The sequence below is a fragment of the Bartonella sp. TS82HLJMH genome (assembly GCF_042193495.1).
GTDB classification, from domain to species: domain Bacteria; phylum Pseudomonadota; class Alphaproteobacteria; order Rhizobiales; family Rhizobiaceae; genus Bartonella; species Bartonella grahamii.
This window is the reverse complement of sequence record NZ_JBHILU010000010.1, coordinates 69183-86794: the sequence shown is the minus strand read 5'-3', so window position 1 is coordinate 86794 and position 17612 is coordinate 69183. Positions and strand designations below refer to the sequence as shown.

Sequence of the window (17612 nt, the reverse complement as noted above, 5' to 3'; positions counted from 1 at the left end):
TGAATAATATAAAAAATTAGCAAAGGGGCTCCTGATAAACCAAGGTAAGCGAGGCGGCTTGTCTTTTTCTGTAAACCTACAACACACTGATTTATAATGATAATTTACTGTTTTGTATGTTGAATGAGAGTCTCGAATATTCTAAGATTCTCTCATTTCAAGTCTGTTTATGTTGAATCAACTAAAACCACTTACTTGCACATAACAAGTGGGATGAGTGTGTGGGTAAAACTGTATAAGAAAGGAATGAAAATGGTTCTTATGAATCGTCTTAACGCAAGGGCTGTCGCAACATTGGGAGCTGGCAAATATAATGATGGTGCCGGCTTGATCCTCCATAAGCGTAAAGATGGTGGTGCTCAATGGCTTTATCGTTATACCATTCACGGTCGGCGCCGTGAAATGGGCTTGGGCGCCTTAAGACATGTCTCTTTAAAAAAAGCCCGTGAATTGGCAAACCAATGGCGTGCTGTTTTACATGAGGGTCGTGACCCCATTAAAGAACGCGATAAACAAAAGCGTGAGGCAATGCGCAATCTCCATTATTTAAAAGATATTGCTCTAGATGCTTTTGAAAGCCGTAAAGCTGAATTAAAAAGAGATGGTAAAGCTTGTGATTGGTTTTTACCATTACGCCTTCATATTCTCCCAAAATTAGGCTGTCTGCCCGTTTCAGAGATTACACAAACAGAGATACGCAATACCCTTGCTCCTATCTGGCATACAAAAGCTGCAACAGCAGAGAAAGCACTAAATCGTCTTAATCTTTGTCTCAAACATGCGGCTGCATTAGGGTTAGATGTTGATTTACAAGCAACAGAAAAAGCACGCGCGCTCTTAGGTAAACAACGTCATAAAACCACTAATAGACCTGCAATGGATTGGAAAGATGTCCCCGCCTTTTATCAGTTACTCTGTAAAACACAAAACATAACACAACTGGCTTTGCGCTTGCTTATCCTGACAGGCGTTCGTACCAACCCTTTGCGTCATATTCGTGAAGATCAGATTGAAGATGATATATGGACTATTCCTGCTGAGAATATGAAAGGTTTGCGTGACGCTACAACAGAATTTCGCGTACCTCTATCATCTGAAGCGCTAAAAGTGATTAAACAAGCCCGTTGTATTTCCAAAAGTAATTTCATTCTGTCTTTTTCCGGTCGTGCTCCCCTTGCTGAGAATTGTATGGCAAAATATATGAGACATAATAAACTTGAAGCCTGCCCCCATGGTTTTTGTTCTAGTTTACGCAATTGGCTCGCTGAAACAACCGATGCTCCCTATGAGGTCGCTGAAACCATTCTAAGTCATACGGTAGGCGGTAAAGTAGAGCGTGCCTATCGTCGTACTGACTATCTAGAACAGCGTCGTGTCTATATGGATAAATGGGCGGCTTATGTCACGGGTCAATCTTAAGATATGGGGTGAATAACCCCATTATCTGTGGATAACTTTAGCTCTCTTCTCTCTCATTCTTTCTCAATAAGACTCATAAATTATCACATTAGAAATTGTATAATAAAATATTGTTTTCTATGAATAAAACATCTTTCTAAATGAACTAAAATGTGGTTAATAAATAGTTATGATTTGTTCTCATTTTTTGATAGAAAGGATTTTATTATGACAGAAAATGATATTCTTTTGACAGACCGTGAAAGTGCAAAACTGCTTCATATGAGTGTCTCAACATTCCGCCGTCATGTTACCAATAGCTCTTTACCAAAACCTTTAAAATTTGGTTTTTTATCGCGTTGGTTACAATCAGATCTTATCAATGTAATCGAGCAAGCAAAACAGCAACGTCAAAGTGACGCGGCATAAAAAAAACCTTGTCACATAAGGACGGACAAGGCTTTCTCAAACTCATCAATCTAAAGAGTGCACAATCCGTCCTATGACGCAACGTTATAGGATTTAAAATGATGTGTTCTTTTAAGAATGCGCAGGGTATTACACGGTGCTGTGCCGGGGGTTGGCATGGATATTATGGGATAGCCCGTTGCCCTGCTCATGATGATAGGCTGCCTAGCTTATCCCTTGCCAATGGATATGATGGGCGTCTTTTACTCACTTGTTATGCTGGCTGCTCTTTTAGAGAGATCATACAAGCGCTCATTAGAATTGGCTTGCTTGGAAAACAAGCTTATGATCACGCCCCTTCTTTCTCAAAACAGATTTCTGCTGATTTCAAACGAGCAAAACAGAAAGCAGAGAGAGCAAAAGCAATTTGGCAACAAAGCCACAACCAATCAAAAATACTTTAGCAGAAACCTATTTACGTATGCGGGGTATTACATGTAAGTTGCCTCCCGATTTACGTTTTCACGACAAATGTCCACACCCCTCTGGAATTACACTGCCCGCGTTGGTTGCTCTTGTTAAGGGTGCTGGCTCCTTTGCCATTCATAGAACCTTTTTAAAAGACAATGGCTGCAAAACAGATCAAAGACCAGCAAAAGCCATGTTGGGATCTGTAACGGGTGGTGGGGTGCATTTAAGTCAAACCAATCCAAAACATCTGGTCATTTGTGAAGGCATTGAAACGGGTCTGTCTCTTCTGTCTGGGTTGTTATCAGAGCCCGTTGATTTATGGGCGTCTCTTTCAACCAGTGGCATGATGCGTGTGAATTTACCCCCGATAAAAGGACGTCTGACAATTGCAATGGACGGCGATGATGCGGGTCGTAAAGCAGGTTTTACCCTAGCTGCGCGTGCTTATAGCCAAGGCTTTGAGGTCTTTATCATGCAAGCCCCCTACGGTCTAGATTTCAATGATTTTTTGATACTGAAAGGTATAAATAAATGAGAGAGAATAAAATAATATTGTAGATACCAACAATCAAAATGTTTCATTCAATGATAACGATAATGTTTCTTTAAATGATAATACTTGTTTAGAAGCAATTCCTTATGAACAAGCCTTGCAACAAAACGGTTGGGGGGGGGGATTAAAACCACTTGAATATACTCTCTTACCCGTTGAGCCTTTTCATGTTACGCAAATGCCTTTAACTTTAAGTCGCTATGTTTATGACGTTGCTGATCGTCAACAAGCTCCTCTCGATTTTGTGGCTGTCGCTGCTGTGTGTGGCTTGGCTGCTCTCATTGGCAATGACGTGCGGGTTGCTCCAAAACAGCATGATGATTGGAAGATTGTCCCTAATCTCTGGGGCGCTCTTATTGGTCAACCTTCAACGATGAAAACACCTACCATGCAAGCCGCTTTAGCTCCTATCACTTGCCTTCAAAAGAAATGGTATAAAGAGTGGCTAAAGCAGAAAGAGAGACAAGAAATTGAAGAGATACTTGAGACTTTAGACAAATCCGAAAAGCAAAAACAAGCCCATAAAGCAATACAAAAAGGAGATCTTGAAACAGCCCGTGCTCTTTTGTCTGAAACCCTCTCTAAAGACAATGATTATGATGTCTCTCGTTTTATTGTCAATGATATCACTGTTGAAAAGCTTGGGGAACTCTTACAAGCCCCCCCGCGGTCTCTTAATGGTGCGTGATGAATTGTCTGGCTTTTTAGCCAATCTGGAACGAAGAGAATATCAAACAGACCGTTCTTTTTATCTAACAGCTTTTAATGGCAAAAAATCATACACCTATGACCGTATAGGACGTGGAACCATTTTTATTCCCAATGCAACCATTTCCATTATTGGGGGCATTCAACCTTCACGGATTATTCCCATTATTCAAGCAATACACCATGGAACAAATAATGACGGCTTATTGCAACGATTTCAAATGCTGGTGTGGCCCGATGAACGACAAGAGCGGTTATGGGTTGATAGACCTCCCAATCAAAAAGCATGGGAAAGTTATCAAAGAATTTTTCGTTCTCTTTATGATAAACCTTTAGGATCACCAAAACACCCTATTACCATACGCTTTTCTACTGAAGCTCAAGAAATGTTTCGTGAATGGTGGGAAAATTTTCAAAGAACAATCAAAGGAGGTCATTTCTCATCAAGTTTACAAGCGCATCTTTTGAAAATGAATAAAACCATACCAACCCTTGCATTGATTTTTGAACTTGTTGAAGGAGGGCGTTTTGAAATAGGCTTGCCTTCACTCCCTATGACATTGTGTTGATCACCCTATTTGTTAAGTCATGCAAAACTCATTGTAGAGCCTTGTGATCATTTACCAGATGGTTTTAGCTGCACGAGATGTTTATAAGCGTGATTGGAAGCTTTTAAAGGATAAAGGAATTATTCAACAAACTTTAGAGCTTTTATGCTGTTGCAACTATCTTCGTGAAATTTATGAAGACAAAAAACCCAAAAGGCAGTCGGCCTACAAAACGCTATGAATAGCCCACCTTGGTGAAAAATCATAGGACCACACAATAGAGAAATCTCTTTTGAGAGTTTTTCAAGCCAATCGCTCAAAGCTCTTTTTAGTGATATTCTCTTCATTGCTCTTTTTTCAAAGAAAATGATCAGAGTTCTTCTTACAAAGAGTTTTGTTGCTTTTGGAGAGTTATTCCAATGTTTATGTTATTTTTTAAATAATAAAAAACATTATATTTTAATATTTTTGTTTAGGATCTCGAGCTACTCTATGGAAATTTCTATTTTTGTAAAAAGTCCAAACGTGCAACAGTATGGTAAAATATATTTTTATGACATTGGTGATTATCTCTAGAGAAAAGAAAAACTTACGATAATAGAAGTCATTTGGGAGTATTGATGGTATTACGTGAATATCAGCTACAATATCATCTGGATTTATATTACTCGTAATTGGCATTTTGGATGCATGGCTCATTTGTTCTGCGAACTATTGGACTTGAATGTTTAATCTATAAGCCCAGTATTGATGGTATTAGAATAAACGCCATCTTAATTTGTAAGTTTAATCGAATGCAAATTGAGAACATTCGATATAATAACAAGCGTATGCTTCTTAGCTAGCCCCCTTTAAGTAAGAAAGGCCACCTGCTATACTGTTCTGATTGGGGTTGAGCTCAGCTTTATAATAAACATCAAGCTGAAATACCTATAATTCTTTCTCATCAAAAATCTTGAATAAAAAAGGCAAGTTGCTGTTTAAATTACTGCTAATATCAAAAAAATCAAAGCCAATTTTGCCACCATCTTTGACACTTTTAGTATATAAGATTCCGATACATGAGACAAGCACCATATCGTTCTTCCATCGGTATGCCCTATATCTATTCACGAAACATAGCTGCTTCAGAGTGGGAAACACTATATATTTGTAGCAGTTTCTTTTAATTTATTCATATCAAAATACAAATCCGATACCTTTCGGCAAAATTTATCAAGATAAATAAACAATTCATCAGAGAGATATATCTTTTTTTCTCGAATTCTCATTAAATCCTCAGTTTTATTATTTAACGGATGCGCTTCAAAATTACTTGCACGATTTCCTGCTAATTTGGTAGGCATATAATGATTTATGATGTTACAAAAACTACAATCTAAAGGGCCAGAAACATTACTTCCAACCATACCAACGTAGTTATTTTTATTCTCAAAACACTTATATAATTCTTTAATATTACTTGCAAATGGCTTATAGACAAAAGCATTATAGCCATATTCGTGAATTTTTTCATAACCACATTTCACGAATGTCTCATCAGCGATATTTAAGAAACCAAAATCTGGAATTTTTGAAGGAAATTTCATAGGCTGTTCTATTCCAAACAAATTATTCTTATCTATCCTATCAATAGGATAATTCCACTGCTCAAAATTAATACTTGCATTGAAATCAATAATAAATTTTACATTTTTGTTTTCATTAACAATTGCAATTGTATCATCCAAATACTGATTCGATGATTTCAATTTTATCAAATCGTAATTACGTATCTCATCATCAATAATTTCACCTATTCCTATCGTTTTAATAGATTTTATTAATCCAGAATTAATAATTTTAGCCATTTCAACTTTTTTAAAAAAATCTTCCAACCCAAAGAAATAGCTTAAAGAATTTGAAAAGTGTTTACTTTTATTTATTGATCTTTCATTTACAGATTTTATAAAATCGTCCGGCATTTCTCCGTGACTAGGTGACAATGGCAACTCCATAGCAAAGGGCGAAATAACTTTATCCCGAACAGTAAATAAAATTATCAGTTCTGTTTTTTCAACTAACACACCAGAAGAACTGTGAAAAGAATCCGATAATTTATATTTATTGGTGTAAACTCTGATGCGTATATCCATATTTTATCTCACAGCCAGAAAAAAAATCCCGTATCATATTTAACTGAAATGTATTCTCGTACTTTTTTCTATTTTCAAAATTAACTAAAATGAACTCGGGAGTAGCGATACATATTAGAGCTAACACTTCTGCCAAATCGAATCTCTCCGATAAAGTAATCGTCACACTATATGGTACGCTATATTTTTTCATACATTCTATGTTACGCACCCACTTTTGTTTATATTTTTTACTGTCTAGATTTCTTATCTCTGAAATAACATCTGTGCCTATTTGTATCCCTAAAAAGAACGGATTACTCTTTAATAGCTTCAAATATGGTTGAATATAGATATGCCCCCCTGTTGCAATCCGAAAATATTTTTTACAAATGAGACACATACAAGTATATTTATGAAGTAAATCATTATCGAGCTCAAAAGGCTCTCCACCAGAAAGAATAATAAAATCAGATTTTATGTCATTTATTGTATATAAAGATTCAGGCAACGCGTCATCTCTCACCATACATTCCATCGAATACGGACAATGATTGCATCCCGCACTGCAATTTTTATTACAAATTACAATATTATCGCCCATGAATTTTCTTATTCAAGTTCATATAATCCAATACTAATTGTTTCATGAAAATATTTTGGTATAGACAAAGATCAGAAATTTTTTTAGCCACAAACGCTTTTATCATTGGTAAAGCTTCATCCTTTGATATAGACAGCAAATGAGAAATATAGTCTATCCGTTCTTCTAAATTGAGAGATAATCTTGGACTGGTGAAAAATGTTAAGATATCCAATTCCGGACTGGCTTCTTGACATAAATCCCAATCCACTACCATAAAAGAACTATCAGGAGTAACAATGATATTATCAGGATGTAAATCTCCATGTGATAAGATTATATTCTTGCTTAATCGATCTTGAAAGATCTTATTGATTTGATCAATAATCGCCTTTTGATGTAGCAAGTCCATTTGGCTCAATACAGTACCCCGGATAAACTCCCATTCGATTACTTCATCGCAAAGTGTTATCAAATTTGGTGCAGGATAGAGACTTTGTCGAAAAGAGCCATCCTTGATGTTTTCATTAATGCACGATGCTTCCGGATAAATTTGCCCATAGCAAAACTCTTGATGCTTGCGTTTCAAGAAATGTTGTTTTGACGATTGTGCATTTTCAGGCTGTAACCAAATGATTTCTTGTTTTCTGACAAAAATAATTAAAGCAGACACCCCAAAAATCACAGCCATAATCACTGCCAACCACAAATTAGCTTGCCAGAATGTTGAAAAAACATGACCGTATAAAAAACTGAATGCAAAGGATACAACAGCTGTAATAATGGCTGTAAATGATAAAACAGTCGCGATAGCTTTGGGATCAATCAGTGAATTTATAAGAAGAGACGACAGATAAGATCGATAAGCAGATTTAAAAACACATAGAAGTAAAAATCCTAATATAAGAGCCGCAATGATTTGAAATGACATGAGAAAAAAAGCAATGGTTACCATACAACCAATCATTAAGACGGGAAAAATAGGATTTTGAAACTTTGAAAAATACTTCTGAAACAATATATTGGAACTTGCTGAAAAAAAATTCCCAATGATAAAAATAATTGAAACCAAAATAGCAGGTTGAAATGGCAAAAAATCAGAAAATGCGATAGAAACAGTTCGATTATTAACCAAAATAGCAAAAGCTGAAACTGCACTTAAAAAAATAAGAGTGAAGCGATAAGGATTTTTGACTTCTTTACGGCTGGCGCACATAACTGTGAAAATACTCGGATGAGCGTTGATATGAAAACTATCTAATCCCTTCGTCAGTTTTGAAAACATAAAAATAGCAAAAATTAATGAAAGGACTTGAAAAATCACAGGCAATGCAGGATGCACATAATAAAGTATTCCCCCTAAAAAAATAAGTACCGTTGTCACACTATAGGTAACAGCAGCCACTTCGGACTTAACGGAAAACAGTGTGCGATGCTTTGGTACTACAGAAAAGAGTAAACTATCTTCCGCACCTGAGAAACAAGCGGCTGCTAATGTAATACACAACAAATAAGTGGCGTAAGCAAAATATGCATAATTCATAAAAAGAGCTAAAAAACCGCAAAGAAAGAAAAACAGCCCAGTATAAATAACGCGCTTACTTCCATAAACATCTGATAATAAACCCAAGGGGACTTCTAAGATCAAAGGAAGCAATAAAAAATAACTACCGATTAAAACAATATCCGCTTGCGACAAATGCAATTTTTCCGACAAAAAAAGTGGTAAAACAGCAACCACTAGAGCAGTAGACTTGCTAACACTATAAATCTTAAATTGCTTAACCTTATCCACAAAATACCTTCCCACGACATCCGCTACATGCGCCAGATTCTTTCAAAGATTTTAAAACGCTTTGAGCAGACCAATCTATTGCCTCATAATTTTGTAGATTCCCAAAAGCTTCTGAATAAAAGCAATTTTTTAAATCTCCATTATAGTCCAATACCAAGGATGAAAATGGAAATAAACACATTAACGGCGACGAAACGTACGTAGAATTTTCGCCTAAGTAATAATTAATACAATTTACAAAATTTTGTGACGTCCATGAGATTTTCCTTTCTTGGAACTTTTTATCTATATAAATCTGGAGGGGGGATTCTTTCCTTGATAATTCATCTCTCAAATGAAAAAGTGAGGCGTTTGGCGGAAGAATTTTGTTTCTTAAAGCCTTAGATCGATCCTTTGTATTATTTTTTCTAGAAAAACTAAATGACGACGTATCGAGCGGGCTGAATCCGATATAATCGACATCTTTGCTTATACAAAAATCGATAAAATTAATAATATTTTCTAGAATCTCTTTAGTAACTGTCGCTCTTATTCCTATAGTTTGCAGAGGTCGAAGATTCTTAACTGTTTCAATGTTTTTCCACACACGATCAAATTTATTCGCCCCCCGTATATCATAATATCCTTGGACACTAGTCGAATCCATAGAAATAACAATTTCTTTTATGTCATACTGTGAAATCCATAAATTTTTATGCAATAAGATGCCATTGGGGTGTGGACAATAGGTTATAGACATACAAACAGTGCTGGAGGCAATTTCTCGTAAAGAAATACCCCCCCTTGCCCGACGCAAATTTTCTTTTTGTTTTTGGTGAATTGGATTAATTCCTTGATCCCAAAAGTCATAACAAGCTGAAGCCTTGAACCGTGCTTCTTTTAAAGATACATTGCTACAAAAGCCTAATCCCGTTTCTCGTCGTCTTTTATTGAGGTCAAACCTAAAAATCCATCATCCTTGATCTGATGCAGTTTTTATAAGCCATAAACCAGCTCTGTTAGCATATTTGCCTTTAGATAGATTTTTTACAGATAAGACTAATAGCCTATCACATGTTCTTATTTTTCGAACCACCTTTTAAAAGCCACCTTTTAAAAGCCACCTTTTGAATCGCGCTTGGAGCACTTTCATCTGATACCAAGATTATATAAAAAAAATTTAATAAATAAAATAAAAACAATTAGTTATTAAATAGAAAAAAGATAAACCGCGCTATCAGGTGATATTATAGAGAATTCTAAGGGAAAAAATTGGTGCATAAACGTGCACGCCATCCGCACCACTCTATGTGAATTTTCTTTATCTTCTAATTGTTTAGATAGAAAAACTATCTTTCAGTTTACTTTTTTTTTACGCTATAATGATATTATCATATGATAACGTGATAATATAAAAAACGAATCATTCCATCTTTGCAAATAAATATTTTAGCTACACCTTGTGAACCAAAGAATTTTCATTCTTAACAATTAAGAATTTAAATAATTCTTTCTTATCTCCTCATCATCACTCAAAGTCAAAGCTCCTTTCTTCACCATAAAATAGCATTTACAATGCATAACATTAAAAAATAAAGGCCCTATCAAAGAGATAGGACCTCTTAAATTTAAGCTCCTTTATCCTACAAAACTAGAATTTGTAAGCTATTCCTGCGCGAAAATCATTCGTCTTATATTTAACTTCAATCTCGTCTTTAAATTTCTTTTTACCAAAATCTGAATAACGATATTCCGCACGCACAACAAGATGATCTGTCATTGCAAAATCAACACCACCACCGAGAGTATAACCAATCATCGTTTTTGTTGCATCCGATGTCCTATTAAAGGGCTCACCTCCCGTAATTACTATCGACAAAATATCTTGAAACTGTCCATAAGCAACACCACCAGCAATATAAGGCATCACACGCCCCGCAGAAAACCCAACACGCACCCGTGTAGCACCTGTCCATTTTTGTTTTAACGTATGATTAAAAGTTAAACTGTCTTTATCCTCTGCAACAGAGCGAGACAAGCCTCTACCCTGTTTCCTGACAAGTTTTGCCTTTTTTCGACTTTTTTCTTCTGTACCTAATTTCTCAGTATCAGTACCCAATCCTTCAGTACCCGATCCTTCAGTGCCCGATCCTTCAGTGCCAGGACCACCAGCACTCGATTCATCAGTCTGAAATCTTGTTTTTGTATCCTTTTTTTCCGTTAAAAGCATATCCGTATCAATCCCCACAATAAAATTATTACCGAGATCAAAATTAACACCCGCATAAAAACCACCTATAAATCCAGAAAGCTCAGGCATATACTGTTTCTCGACAGGTATCCATGGTTTACTTTTACTCTCCTCATCAGGATAGAGAGGAATATCAACATCACGCGTTATTGCAGAAGTCTTACCTGAAAAGCCACCAACTTGCCCCCCAAAATAAATACCTCCCCAAGAAAAAGGTGAAGAAGCAACAACTTCTGAGGCAACATGTACTGGCTCTTCATGAGCCACCACATCTGCAGCCTGTACTATAGAAGGTGAAATCAAGGAAAAAACAGATGCTGTTATAAATTTTGTATTCATAAAATCATACCCCATTGCTAAATTTAAATATAATCAAAAATCACATTTAGAAAAACAAAGTTTTATAAAATCTTATGCCGCAAAATCGCATGTACTCCTTTATAGTTACATTTAAATCTATCACTAGATTAATATATCATTACATCAAAATTTAATATTATCAAATAAATTTTAAAACATTAAAATAATGAATACTTCAAATAATAAATATTTAATAAAAATACCTATTATATTTTTTTAAATGAAGAAATATAAAACATTTTGTATCAAAACAAACGCAAAAAAATCACAAAATAGTATATTTTACGCCTTTTTTTCGTGAGAAAAATTCTAAAAACGATGTACTATTTTTTAAAAATAGATATTCATTAAAAATATTATAAATACCTCAATATTTATATCCAAAATGCATAATGTAGATTCTACATAGTATAAAAAAATACATTTATTTTATAATAAAATCATACCTTTTTTCTACCTTCTTCTAAAGAATGAGATTATTAACACGACAATATCATTATCTTTCTAAATCTTGTCTCAAAATAAAAATTCTCAATCATTTTATTTAAAAATTGCTCTTCCCCTACTGATTTCTATATTATCATCTGCCTTTATTGCAAAACGGTCTTTATTAGGAAAAGTTATAAAACATCCCTTCATACAAATTGTAATTGTTTGATGAGTATTTAAAGAAACTTTTGAAGGTATACTTCCCTCGACAACAACGAGAGATTGTACCTTTAAATCTGTATTCTTCACTGTTGCGGCAAAAGCTGTTATGGTAAAAATATTCAACAGAATAACTGTAATTAAAGCATAAATATATTTCAGCATTCTAAGATTCCTTCCTCAGCAAAACGCTTATATAAGACAAATTGAAGAGCATTGGTTACATGAGAAGGTGAGGTAATATTAGGCACATAAATCGCTAAATTAAAGGAAAAACTCTTATGATCAAATGCTGTAAAACTCACCTGCGGGGTAGGATTTTTTAAAACGCCTTCTGTCGCAAAAGCAATCTCCAACAAAATTTCAGCAACATGCTCTGGAGCAACCTTAGATGATACAGTAACTGGTATATCAATTCGTCCTACTTTATTACGTCTAGTCCAATTACTAACATTGTTATTAATAAGGCTTGAATTGGGAATAATAATTGTCTTACGCTGAATGGTCTCAAGTTCCGTTGCACGCACACTAATACGCTTAACAACACCACCTACTGATCCAGATTCTATATAGTCTCCTATTTTAAATGGTCTTCCAACTAAAATAATAAGTCCAGAGACAAAGTTTTGGACAATATTCTGTAAACCAAAACCTATACCAAGTGAAAGTCCTCCTGCAATAAGAGCGAAATTTCTAAGATCCAAACCTGCCATTGACAATCCCGTCAAAGCAGACACAACAACGCCTCCATAACTTATCACTGTTTTGACAGAATTACGTATACCAGAATCAAACTCTCCATGAACCAACACCACACTATCTAACCAACCAATAAATCGGCGAATAAGAAACCAGCAAACACAAAAAGAAATAATTCCTGTTACAATAGAAATCAAAGAAAGAGTAATATTTCCAATCTGAAAACCAGTAACCAATTGCCACAATACTGCTTTCAAATCAGAATAGGAAAATCCAAACTGTACAGCAATTGGCATTGCACAAAATACAACAACAAATAAATTGAGAAAAACACTCACAAAAACTCCCAATTGATTCATCGTTTTTTCTTCTAAATGAAACCTCTGCATCAAAAGATGACCAACCGTTGTTTTCATAAACTGGCCTTTAGTCCCAAGTGCTTGAGCGCTTTGTATTCCTAAATACATGAGAATTAAAAATGCTCCACCAATCATAATTTGCTGCATAATAAAACGTGCAAGACCAACATAACCTAAAAGATTCAACACAAAGAGCAGTAACCCCAAGCCAATAAGAGGAATGCGTATATAAAATGGCCAAAAGTATGGTTCTTTTTTTTCTCCTTGAAAACGCTTACGTCTAAATCGCAAAGGTACAAATGATATTATAAACAGCAATATCGCTACAAGAAAAACAGCAATAAAACTTGTAGCAATTGTCAAAGATAGAGGCGCTGAAATGATCTGATAAATACTATCAAGAACAGCGTCAAATGCCAAAACACCCCCTAAAGAAGTGAGTAAAATCACTAATTGATAAGCAGACGATGGTGCAATACTGAGAAGACGTACATGGGGCATATTCGAAGATAAAAGAACAATTGCTAAGCGATTGATTAAAAACACTAAAATAATTTGACAACCTATCATATCAAAAACTGTTGTAAGCTTACCTAGTTCTAAGTTAAAACTACGAAACAAAAACAACACAAGATAAACGCAAACAGTACATACAAGCGAAGGTAAGAGAACTGAAATAAAGGCGATTAATAAGCGTTGTAAATAAGATATTTCCTCATTAGACTTCCTAAAGTGGCAATACACATGAACAAGAACTTTTCTAGAAAAATACGAAAGACCAAAAGTAATAAAAAGTGGAATTAAAAAGGAAAGAAATAGTTGTAATAACTTGAAATAAAATATAAAATTCCACCAAAAATTTAACAACAAAAGAAAATCTGATGAAGCCTCTTTTGTTTTTTGGGCGAGCTGTTTAACCATTGGAATCGAAAACTCAAGCCTATACGTAAGCGTGCGTTTAAAAAGCTCCCGAGACTGAGAAATAGAAAGTTCAGCTATTCCATTTGCCGCTAAGAAAATTTCTTCAAAACGAAGCATGATACTATTAATTTTAGCTTTTTGCTCTATCAAGTAAGGATATTCCTTCACTGAGCTTTTCTGTCTTTTTACGTCACGATGGAGCTCCGTTAATTGATCAAGAAGTGTATTAATCTCATTAAGATGAGGACGCAAAACAAATGCTGCCTCAATAGCACGTTCACTAATATCTTGTGCACGTAACCGCAATTCTTCTAAAGCACGCTCATCTTCTGACTTTCTATCAAAATCTCTTTTTAAAGTTTCAGTATTTTCTTCAAGAGTCTTAATAATCAACTGTTGTTGTTGAATAATTTCATCAACTGAATAAGAAGCTATTGTTTGTTCGACAATTGTATTTTGTGCACCCCTATTCCCCCATGCACCAGAATTAAATACAAAGATAATCCCCAAAAGAAGGAAAAGTATGTGGATGTTTTCTCTACAAAATGAATACATATCTACCTTATGCGCACAAAAAGGATTTTATCCCCCCCTCTTTAATATGGTATAAAGCAGATATTTTCAACTTTTGTAGAATAATCTTATAAAAGCTTTCCCTTATCCTATAATACTGATAATAAGAGAAAAGGATAATAAATAAGCTGAACTCAATAAGATTAAAGAAGGCACTCTAGCATGTGTTTTTTGCACCTCTATTGCAAAAAAGAAAATTTTCTTCCTTTGACAACTTGGATTTTTTTATCCAGTTTAGGTGTATTCTTGACGAGCAACCTGGGAACGCGTGCTTATTTAATCAAACAATCACACACCAATAATATCATTAAAAGGAATAAATTTGATTTACACAATAAGTGTGATCAGTTGAATGTTACCACAACTGAAAACAAAAAACTTGTAACACTCCATACAGAATCTATTGTTACAAGAACCTTTCAAAAAATCCTAACACTGAATTTCTTTTTAATAAAGATTCCAGCTATTGATACACGATTTCGTAGCGTTAAAACGCAATATTTCTCAAATAAACGCGCTCCTCCTAATGAACACACTTAAATTCTCTTCCTTGAATTATAAAACGATCATCTTATTTTACTTGTGCTTTTAACTTTGAATAACTGTTAGATTGCCTATTAGCGGAATATATCATGCGTACACCTGGTTGGTTAACTACCCTTTATTGTTTTATTCTTTTAAGCAGCATTTATGTTGCCTTACCCAATTTATTTTCATACGAACAAGTTAAAAACTCCAAATTCTTACCCGACACCCGTGTAGCACTTGGTCTTGACCTTCAAGGAGGCTCTTCTCTCCTGCTCGAGGTTGATAGCAAAACGTTAAAACGCGATCAGTTACATATAGTTTTAGGCAGTATACGCAATATATTGCGTGAAAAACAAATCCGCACCTCAAGTGTGCGTATCGTTGAAGATAGCGTTATTGTCCTTATTTCTGATCCATCGCAAACTGAAAAAGCACTTTCTGCTTTGAAAACATTAATAACCCCCATACACAGTAGCTTTGGTACAACAGAACATAACATCACGATCAATGCTCAAAATGAAACTCTCCGCATCACATTAACAGAAGCTGGTATAAAAGACCGTGTAAGCAATGCTATTGAACAAAGCTTAGAAATCATCCGTCGCCGTATAGATCAAGTTGGTGTTTCAGAACCAGCCATCCAAAAGGTCGGAAATGATCGTATTATGGTCCAATTGCCCGGCCTACAAGATCCAAAACAACTACGTGATCTTTTAGGAACAACCGCTAAAATGAGTTTTCATCTTGTTCCTTCTAATGTGGACCCCAATAATCCCCCTATAGGTGTTTCTATTCTTCCTGGATATACTGATGCAACACAACATTATGCAATTTATGATCAAATCGCTTTAGATGGAAATGTCCTGAAAGATGCCCGTGCAGGTTTTGACCCCCAAATACCAGGACGTTCCATTATTTCATTTACTCTAGATTCCGCTGGTGCAAAAATATTTGCCGATATAACACGACAAAATATTAACCGTCCTTTTGCCATTGTTCTGGATAATAAGGTTTTAACCGCTCCTACCATCAATAGTGTCATTCCCAATGGACAAGGTCAAATTACAGGAAACTTTGACCCCAAAGAAGCCTCAACTCTGGCTGCTCTGCTTCGTGCTGGTTCCCTCCCCGCACCACTCACGGTTATTGAAGAGAGAACCGTAGGTCCAAATCTTGGTGCTGATGCCATCCAAATGGGACTTTACACCGGCATAATTGGCTTTATTCTTGTTGCAATTTTTATTTTTCTTCTCTACCGTATTTGGGGATTAATTGCCAATATAGCACTAGCTCTGCACACGATTTTAACATTTGCTGCACTCAGTCTTTTGGGAGCTACGCTTACGCTACCTGGTATTGCTGGTATTATTTTAGGCATCGGTATTGCCGTTGATGCTAATATTCTCATCAATGAACGTATCCGTGAAGAAAGTCGAAAAGGTGTCAGTGCTTTTGCAGCCCTAGATCGTGGATTTAAACACGCTTTTGCAACCATTGTTGATGCAAATGTTACGGCAATTATAGCGACTGTCTTACTATTTTGGTTTGGTACCGGTCCGGTTCGTGGTTTTGCCGTAACAATGTTGCTTGGTATTATCATCTCCATGTTTACAAATATCACCATTGTACGCATCATCATGATTTGGATCGTTCGTAAATGGAAAATTAAAAAATTACATATTCACTCTGCTTTCAACATCATGCCACAAAACACAACTTTCCACTTTATGAAAGCACGCTTCATTGGTATTGGCGTCTCAATTGTTTTATCAATGGCTTCAGTTTTTCTCTTTTTTAAGCCTGGATTGAACTTCGGAATTGATTTCATTGGCGGAAGCCAAATGAGTATTACCACGAAAGCACCTGCAGATCTAGCAACTCTGCGTTCCAAGCTTTCTACTCTTAATATTGGTGAAGTTACCTTGCAAAATATTGATAACGAAAACACCGTATTAATTCGCATGCAGAAACAAAGCGGTAGTGAAGCACAACAAACCATCGCCATCGATAAAGTTAAAACAGCTGTACAAAATATCTATCCCGATACCACATTCGATCAAATAGAAGTTGTTGGTCCCAAAATTTCAGGCGAGCTTGCCACAGCTGCTTTTACTGCTGTTATTCTTGCGGCTATTGCCATGTCTCTCTATATATGGTTACGCTTCGAATGGTTCTTTGCTATTGGAGCAATTATCACTCTCATTCTAGACACCACAAAAATGATTGGCTTTTTTGCTTTATTTCAATTTGATTTTAATTTAACGGCTATCGCTGCACTCTTAACAATTGTTGGATATTCTATAAATGATAAAGTTGTCGTCTATGATAGGATGCGCGAAAATATGCGTCTTTATAAAAAAATGCCGTTGCGCGAGCTGATTGATCTGTCAATTAATCAGGTTCTGGTACGTTGTTTTTTTACATCAGCCACAACAATTCTTGCTATGCTCCCCATGGCGATATGGGGTGGAAGTGCTGTTCATAATTTTGCATTGCCCATGGTCTTTGGGATTATTATTGCAACATCATCCTCTATCTTTATTGCTGCTCCTATTTTACTCCTGCTAGGAAATTGGTGGCGTGAGCGAAATAATCGTGCGAATACCAAAGTGAAATAAAAATGCCCTTTAATACGTATGATACATTTCGCTTCTCTTCTCATAGAAATATAGTCATTTTCATTCATTCGCTTTTTGATCAAGAATAGTAAATAATC

Annotated in this window: 11 protein-coding genes and 3 pseudogenes; 6 read left to right on the top strand and 8 right to left on the bottom strand. The window is 35.5% G+C overall.

Going from position 1 to position 17612, the window contains the following annotated elements:
• The first annotated feature begins 252 nt into the window (after positions 1-252).
• The 4 genes and pseudogenes from ACFIKO_RS06365 (at position 253) to ACFIKO_RS06350 (ending at position 4331) form a co-directional block, all read left to right on the top strand.
• Complete coding sequence (locus ACFIKO_RS06365) at positions 253-1419, top strand: tyrosine-type recombinase/integrase (RefSeq protein ID WP_375673538.1); 1167 nt, start codon at positions 253-255, stop codon at positions 1417-1419.
• Positions 1420-1626: 207 nt separating this feature from the next.
• Positions 1627-1827, top strand: coding sequence for a helix-turn-helix transcriptional regulator (locus tag ACFIKO_RS06360; protein ID WP_375673537.1), 201 nt, complete (start codon positions 1627-1629; stop codon positions 1825-1827).
• Between the two features lie 98 nt (positions 1828-1925).
• A pseudogene (locus ACFIKO_RS06355) lies at positions 1926-2812 on the top strand (toprim domain-containing protein).
• Between the two features lie 16 nt (positions 2813-2828).
• Positions 2829-4331: pseudogene (locus tag ACFIKO_RS06350) on the top strand (YfjI family protein).
• A gap of 897 nt (positions 4332-5228) precedes the next feature.
• Here the strand turns inward: ACFIKO_RS06350 and ACFIKO_RS06345 are convergent.
• The 8 genes and pseudogenes from ACFIKO_RS06345 to ACFIKO_RS06310 all read right to left on the bottom strand — a co-directional run bounded on the left by ACFIKO_RS06345 (position 5229) and on the right by ACFIKO_RS06310 (position 14350).
• Positions 5229-6221 (bottom strand): hypothetical protein, encoded by a 993-nt coding sequence (locus ACFIKO_RS06345; protein WP_375673536.1) that lies wholly within the window; start codon positions 6219-6221, stop codon positions 5229-5231.
• Complete coding sequence (locus ACFIKO_RS06340; RefSeq protein WP_375620100.1) at positions 6190-6804, bottom strand: hypothetical protein; 615 nt, start codon at positions 6802-6804, stop codon at positions 6190-6192. Before ACFIKO_RS06340 ends, ACFIKO_RS06345 begins: the two co-directional genes overlap by 32 nt.
• Complete coding sequence (locus ACFIKO_RS06335; RefSeq protein ID WP_208433112.1) at positions 6794-8578, bottom strand: MFS transporter; 1785 nt, start codon at positions 8576-8578, stop codon at positions 6794-6796. Before ACFIKO_RS06335 ends, ACFIKO_RS06340 begins: the two co-directional genes overlap by 11 nt.
• Positions 8571-9224 carry a hypothetical protein gene (locus tag ACFIKO_RS06330; protein ID WP_375673535.1) on the bottom strand — a complete coding sequence of 218 codons (654 nt, stop codon included), beginning with the start codon at positions 9222-9224 and terminating at the stop codon, positions 8571-8573. Before ACFIKO_RS06330 ends, ACFIKO_RS06335 begins: the two co-directional genes overlap by 8 nt.
• A gap of 165 nt (positions 9225-9389) precedes the next feature.
• Positions 9390-9527: pseudogene (locus tag ACFIKO_RS06325) on the bottom strand (integrase); the annotation flags it as partial.
• A gap of 681 nt (positions 9528-10208) precedes the next feature.
• On the bottom strand, positions 10209-11147 hold the full coding sequence (locus ACFIKO_RS06320) for an outer membrane protein (RefSeq protein WP_375620098.1): 939 nt from the start codon (positions 11145-11147) through the stop codon (positions 10209-10211).
• A gap of 561 nt (positions 11148-11708) precedes the next feature.
• On the bottom strand, positions 11709-11981 hold the full coding sequence (locus ACFIKO_RS06315) for a hypothetical protein (protein ID WP_375620097.1): 273 nt from the start codon (positions 11979-11981) through the stop codon (positions 11709-11711).
• Positions 11975-14350, bottom strand: a complete 2376-nt coding sequence (locus ACFIKO_RS06310; protein WP_375673534.1) for a mechanosensitive ion channel family protein — start codon at positions 14348-14350, stop codon at positions 11975-11977. Before ACFIKO_RS06310 ends, ACFIKO_RS06315 begins: the two co-directional genes overlap by 7 nt.
• A 180-nt stretch (positions 14351-14530) precedes the next feature.
• On the opposite strand from ACFIKO_RS06310, the gene ACFIKO_RS06305 reads away from it, so the two are divergent.
• Both ACFIKO_RS06305 and secD read left to right on the top strand, forming a co-directional pair.
• The gene (locus ACFIKO_RS06305) at positions 14531-14908 is read left to right on the top strand and encodes a hypothetical protein (RefSeq protein WP_375620095.1); all 378 of its coding nucleotides are present in this window, start codon (positions 14531-14533) and stop codon (positions 14906-14908) included.
• A 92-nt stretch (positions 14909-15000) separates the two neighbouring features.
• The gene (gene secD, locus ACFIKO_RS06300; protein ID WP_375620094.1) at positions 15001-17514 is read left to right on the top strand and encodes a protein translocase subunit SecD; all 2514 of its coding nucleotides are present in this window, start codon (positions 15001-15003) and stop codon (positions 17512-17514) included.
• Positions 17515-17612: the final 98 nt, after the last annotated feature.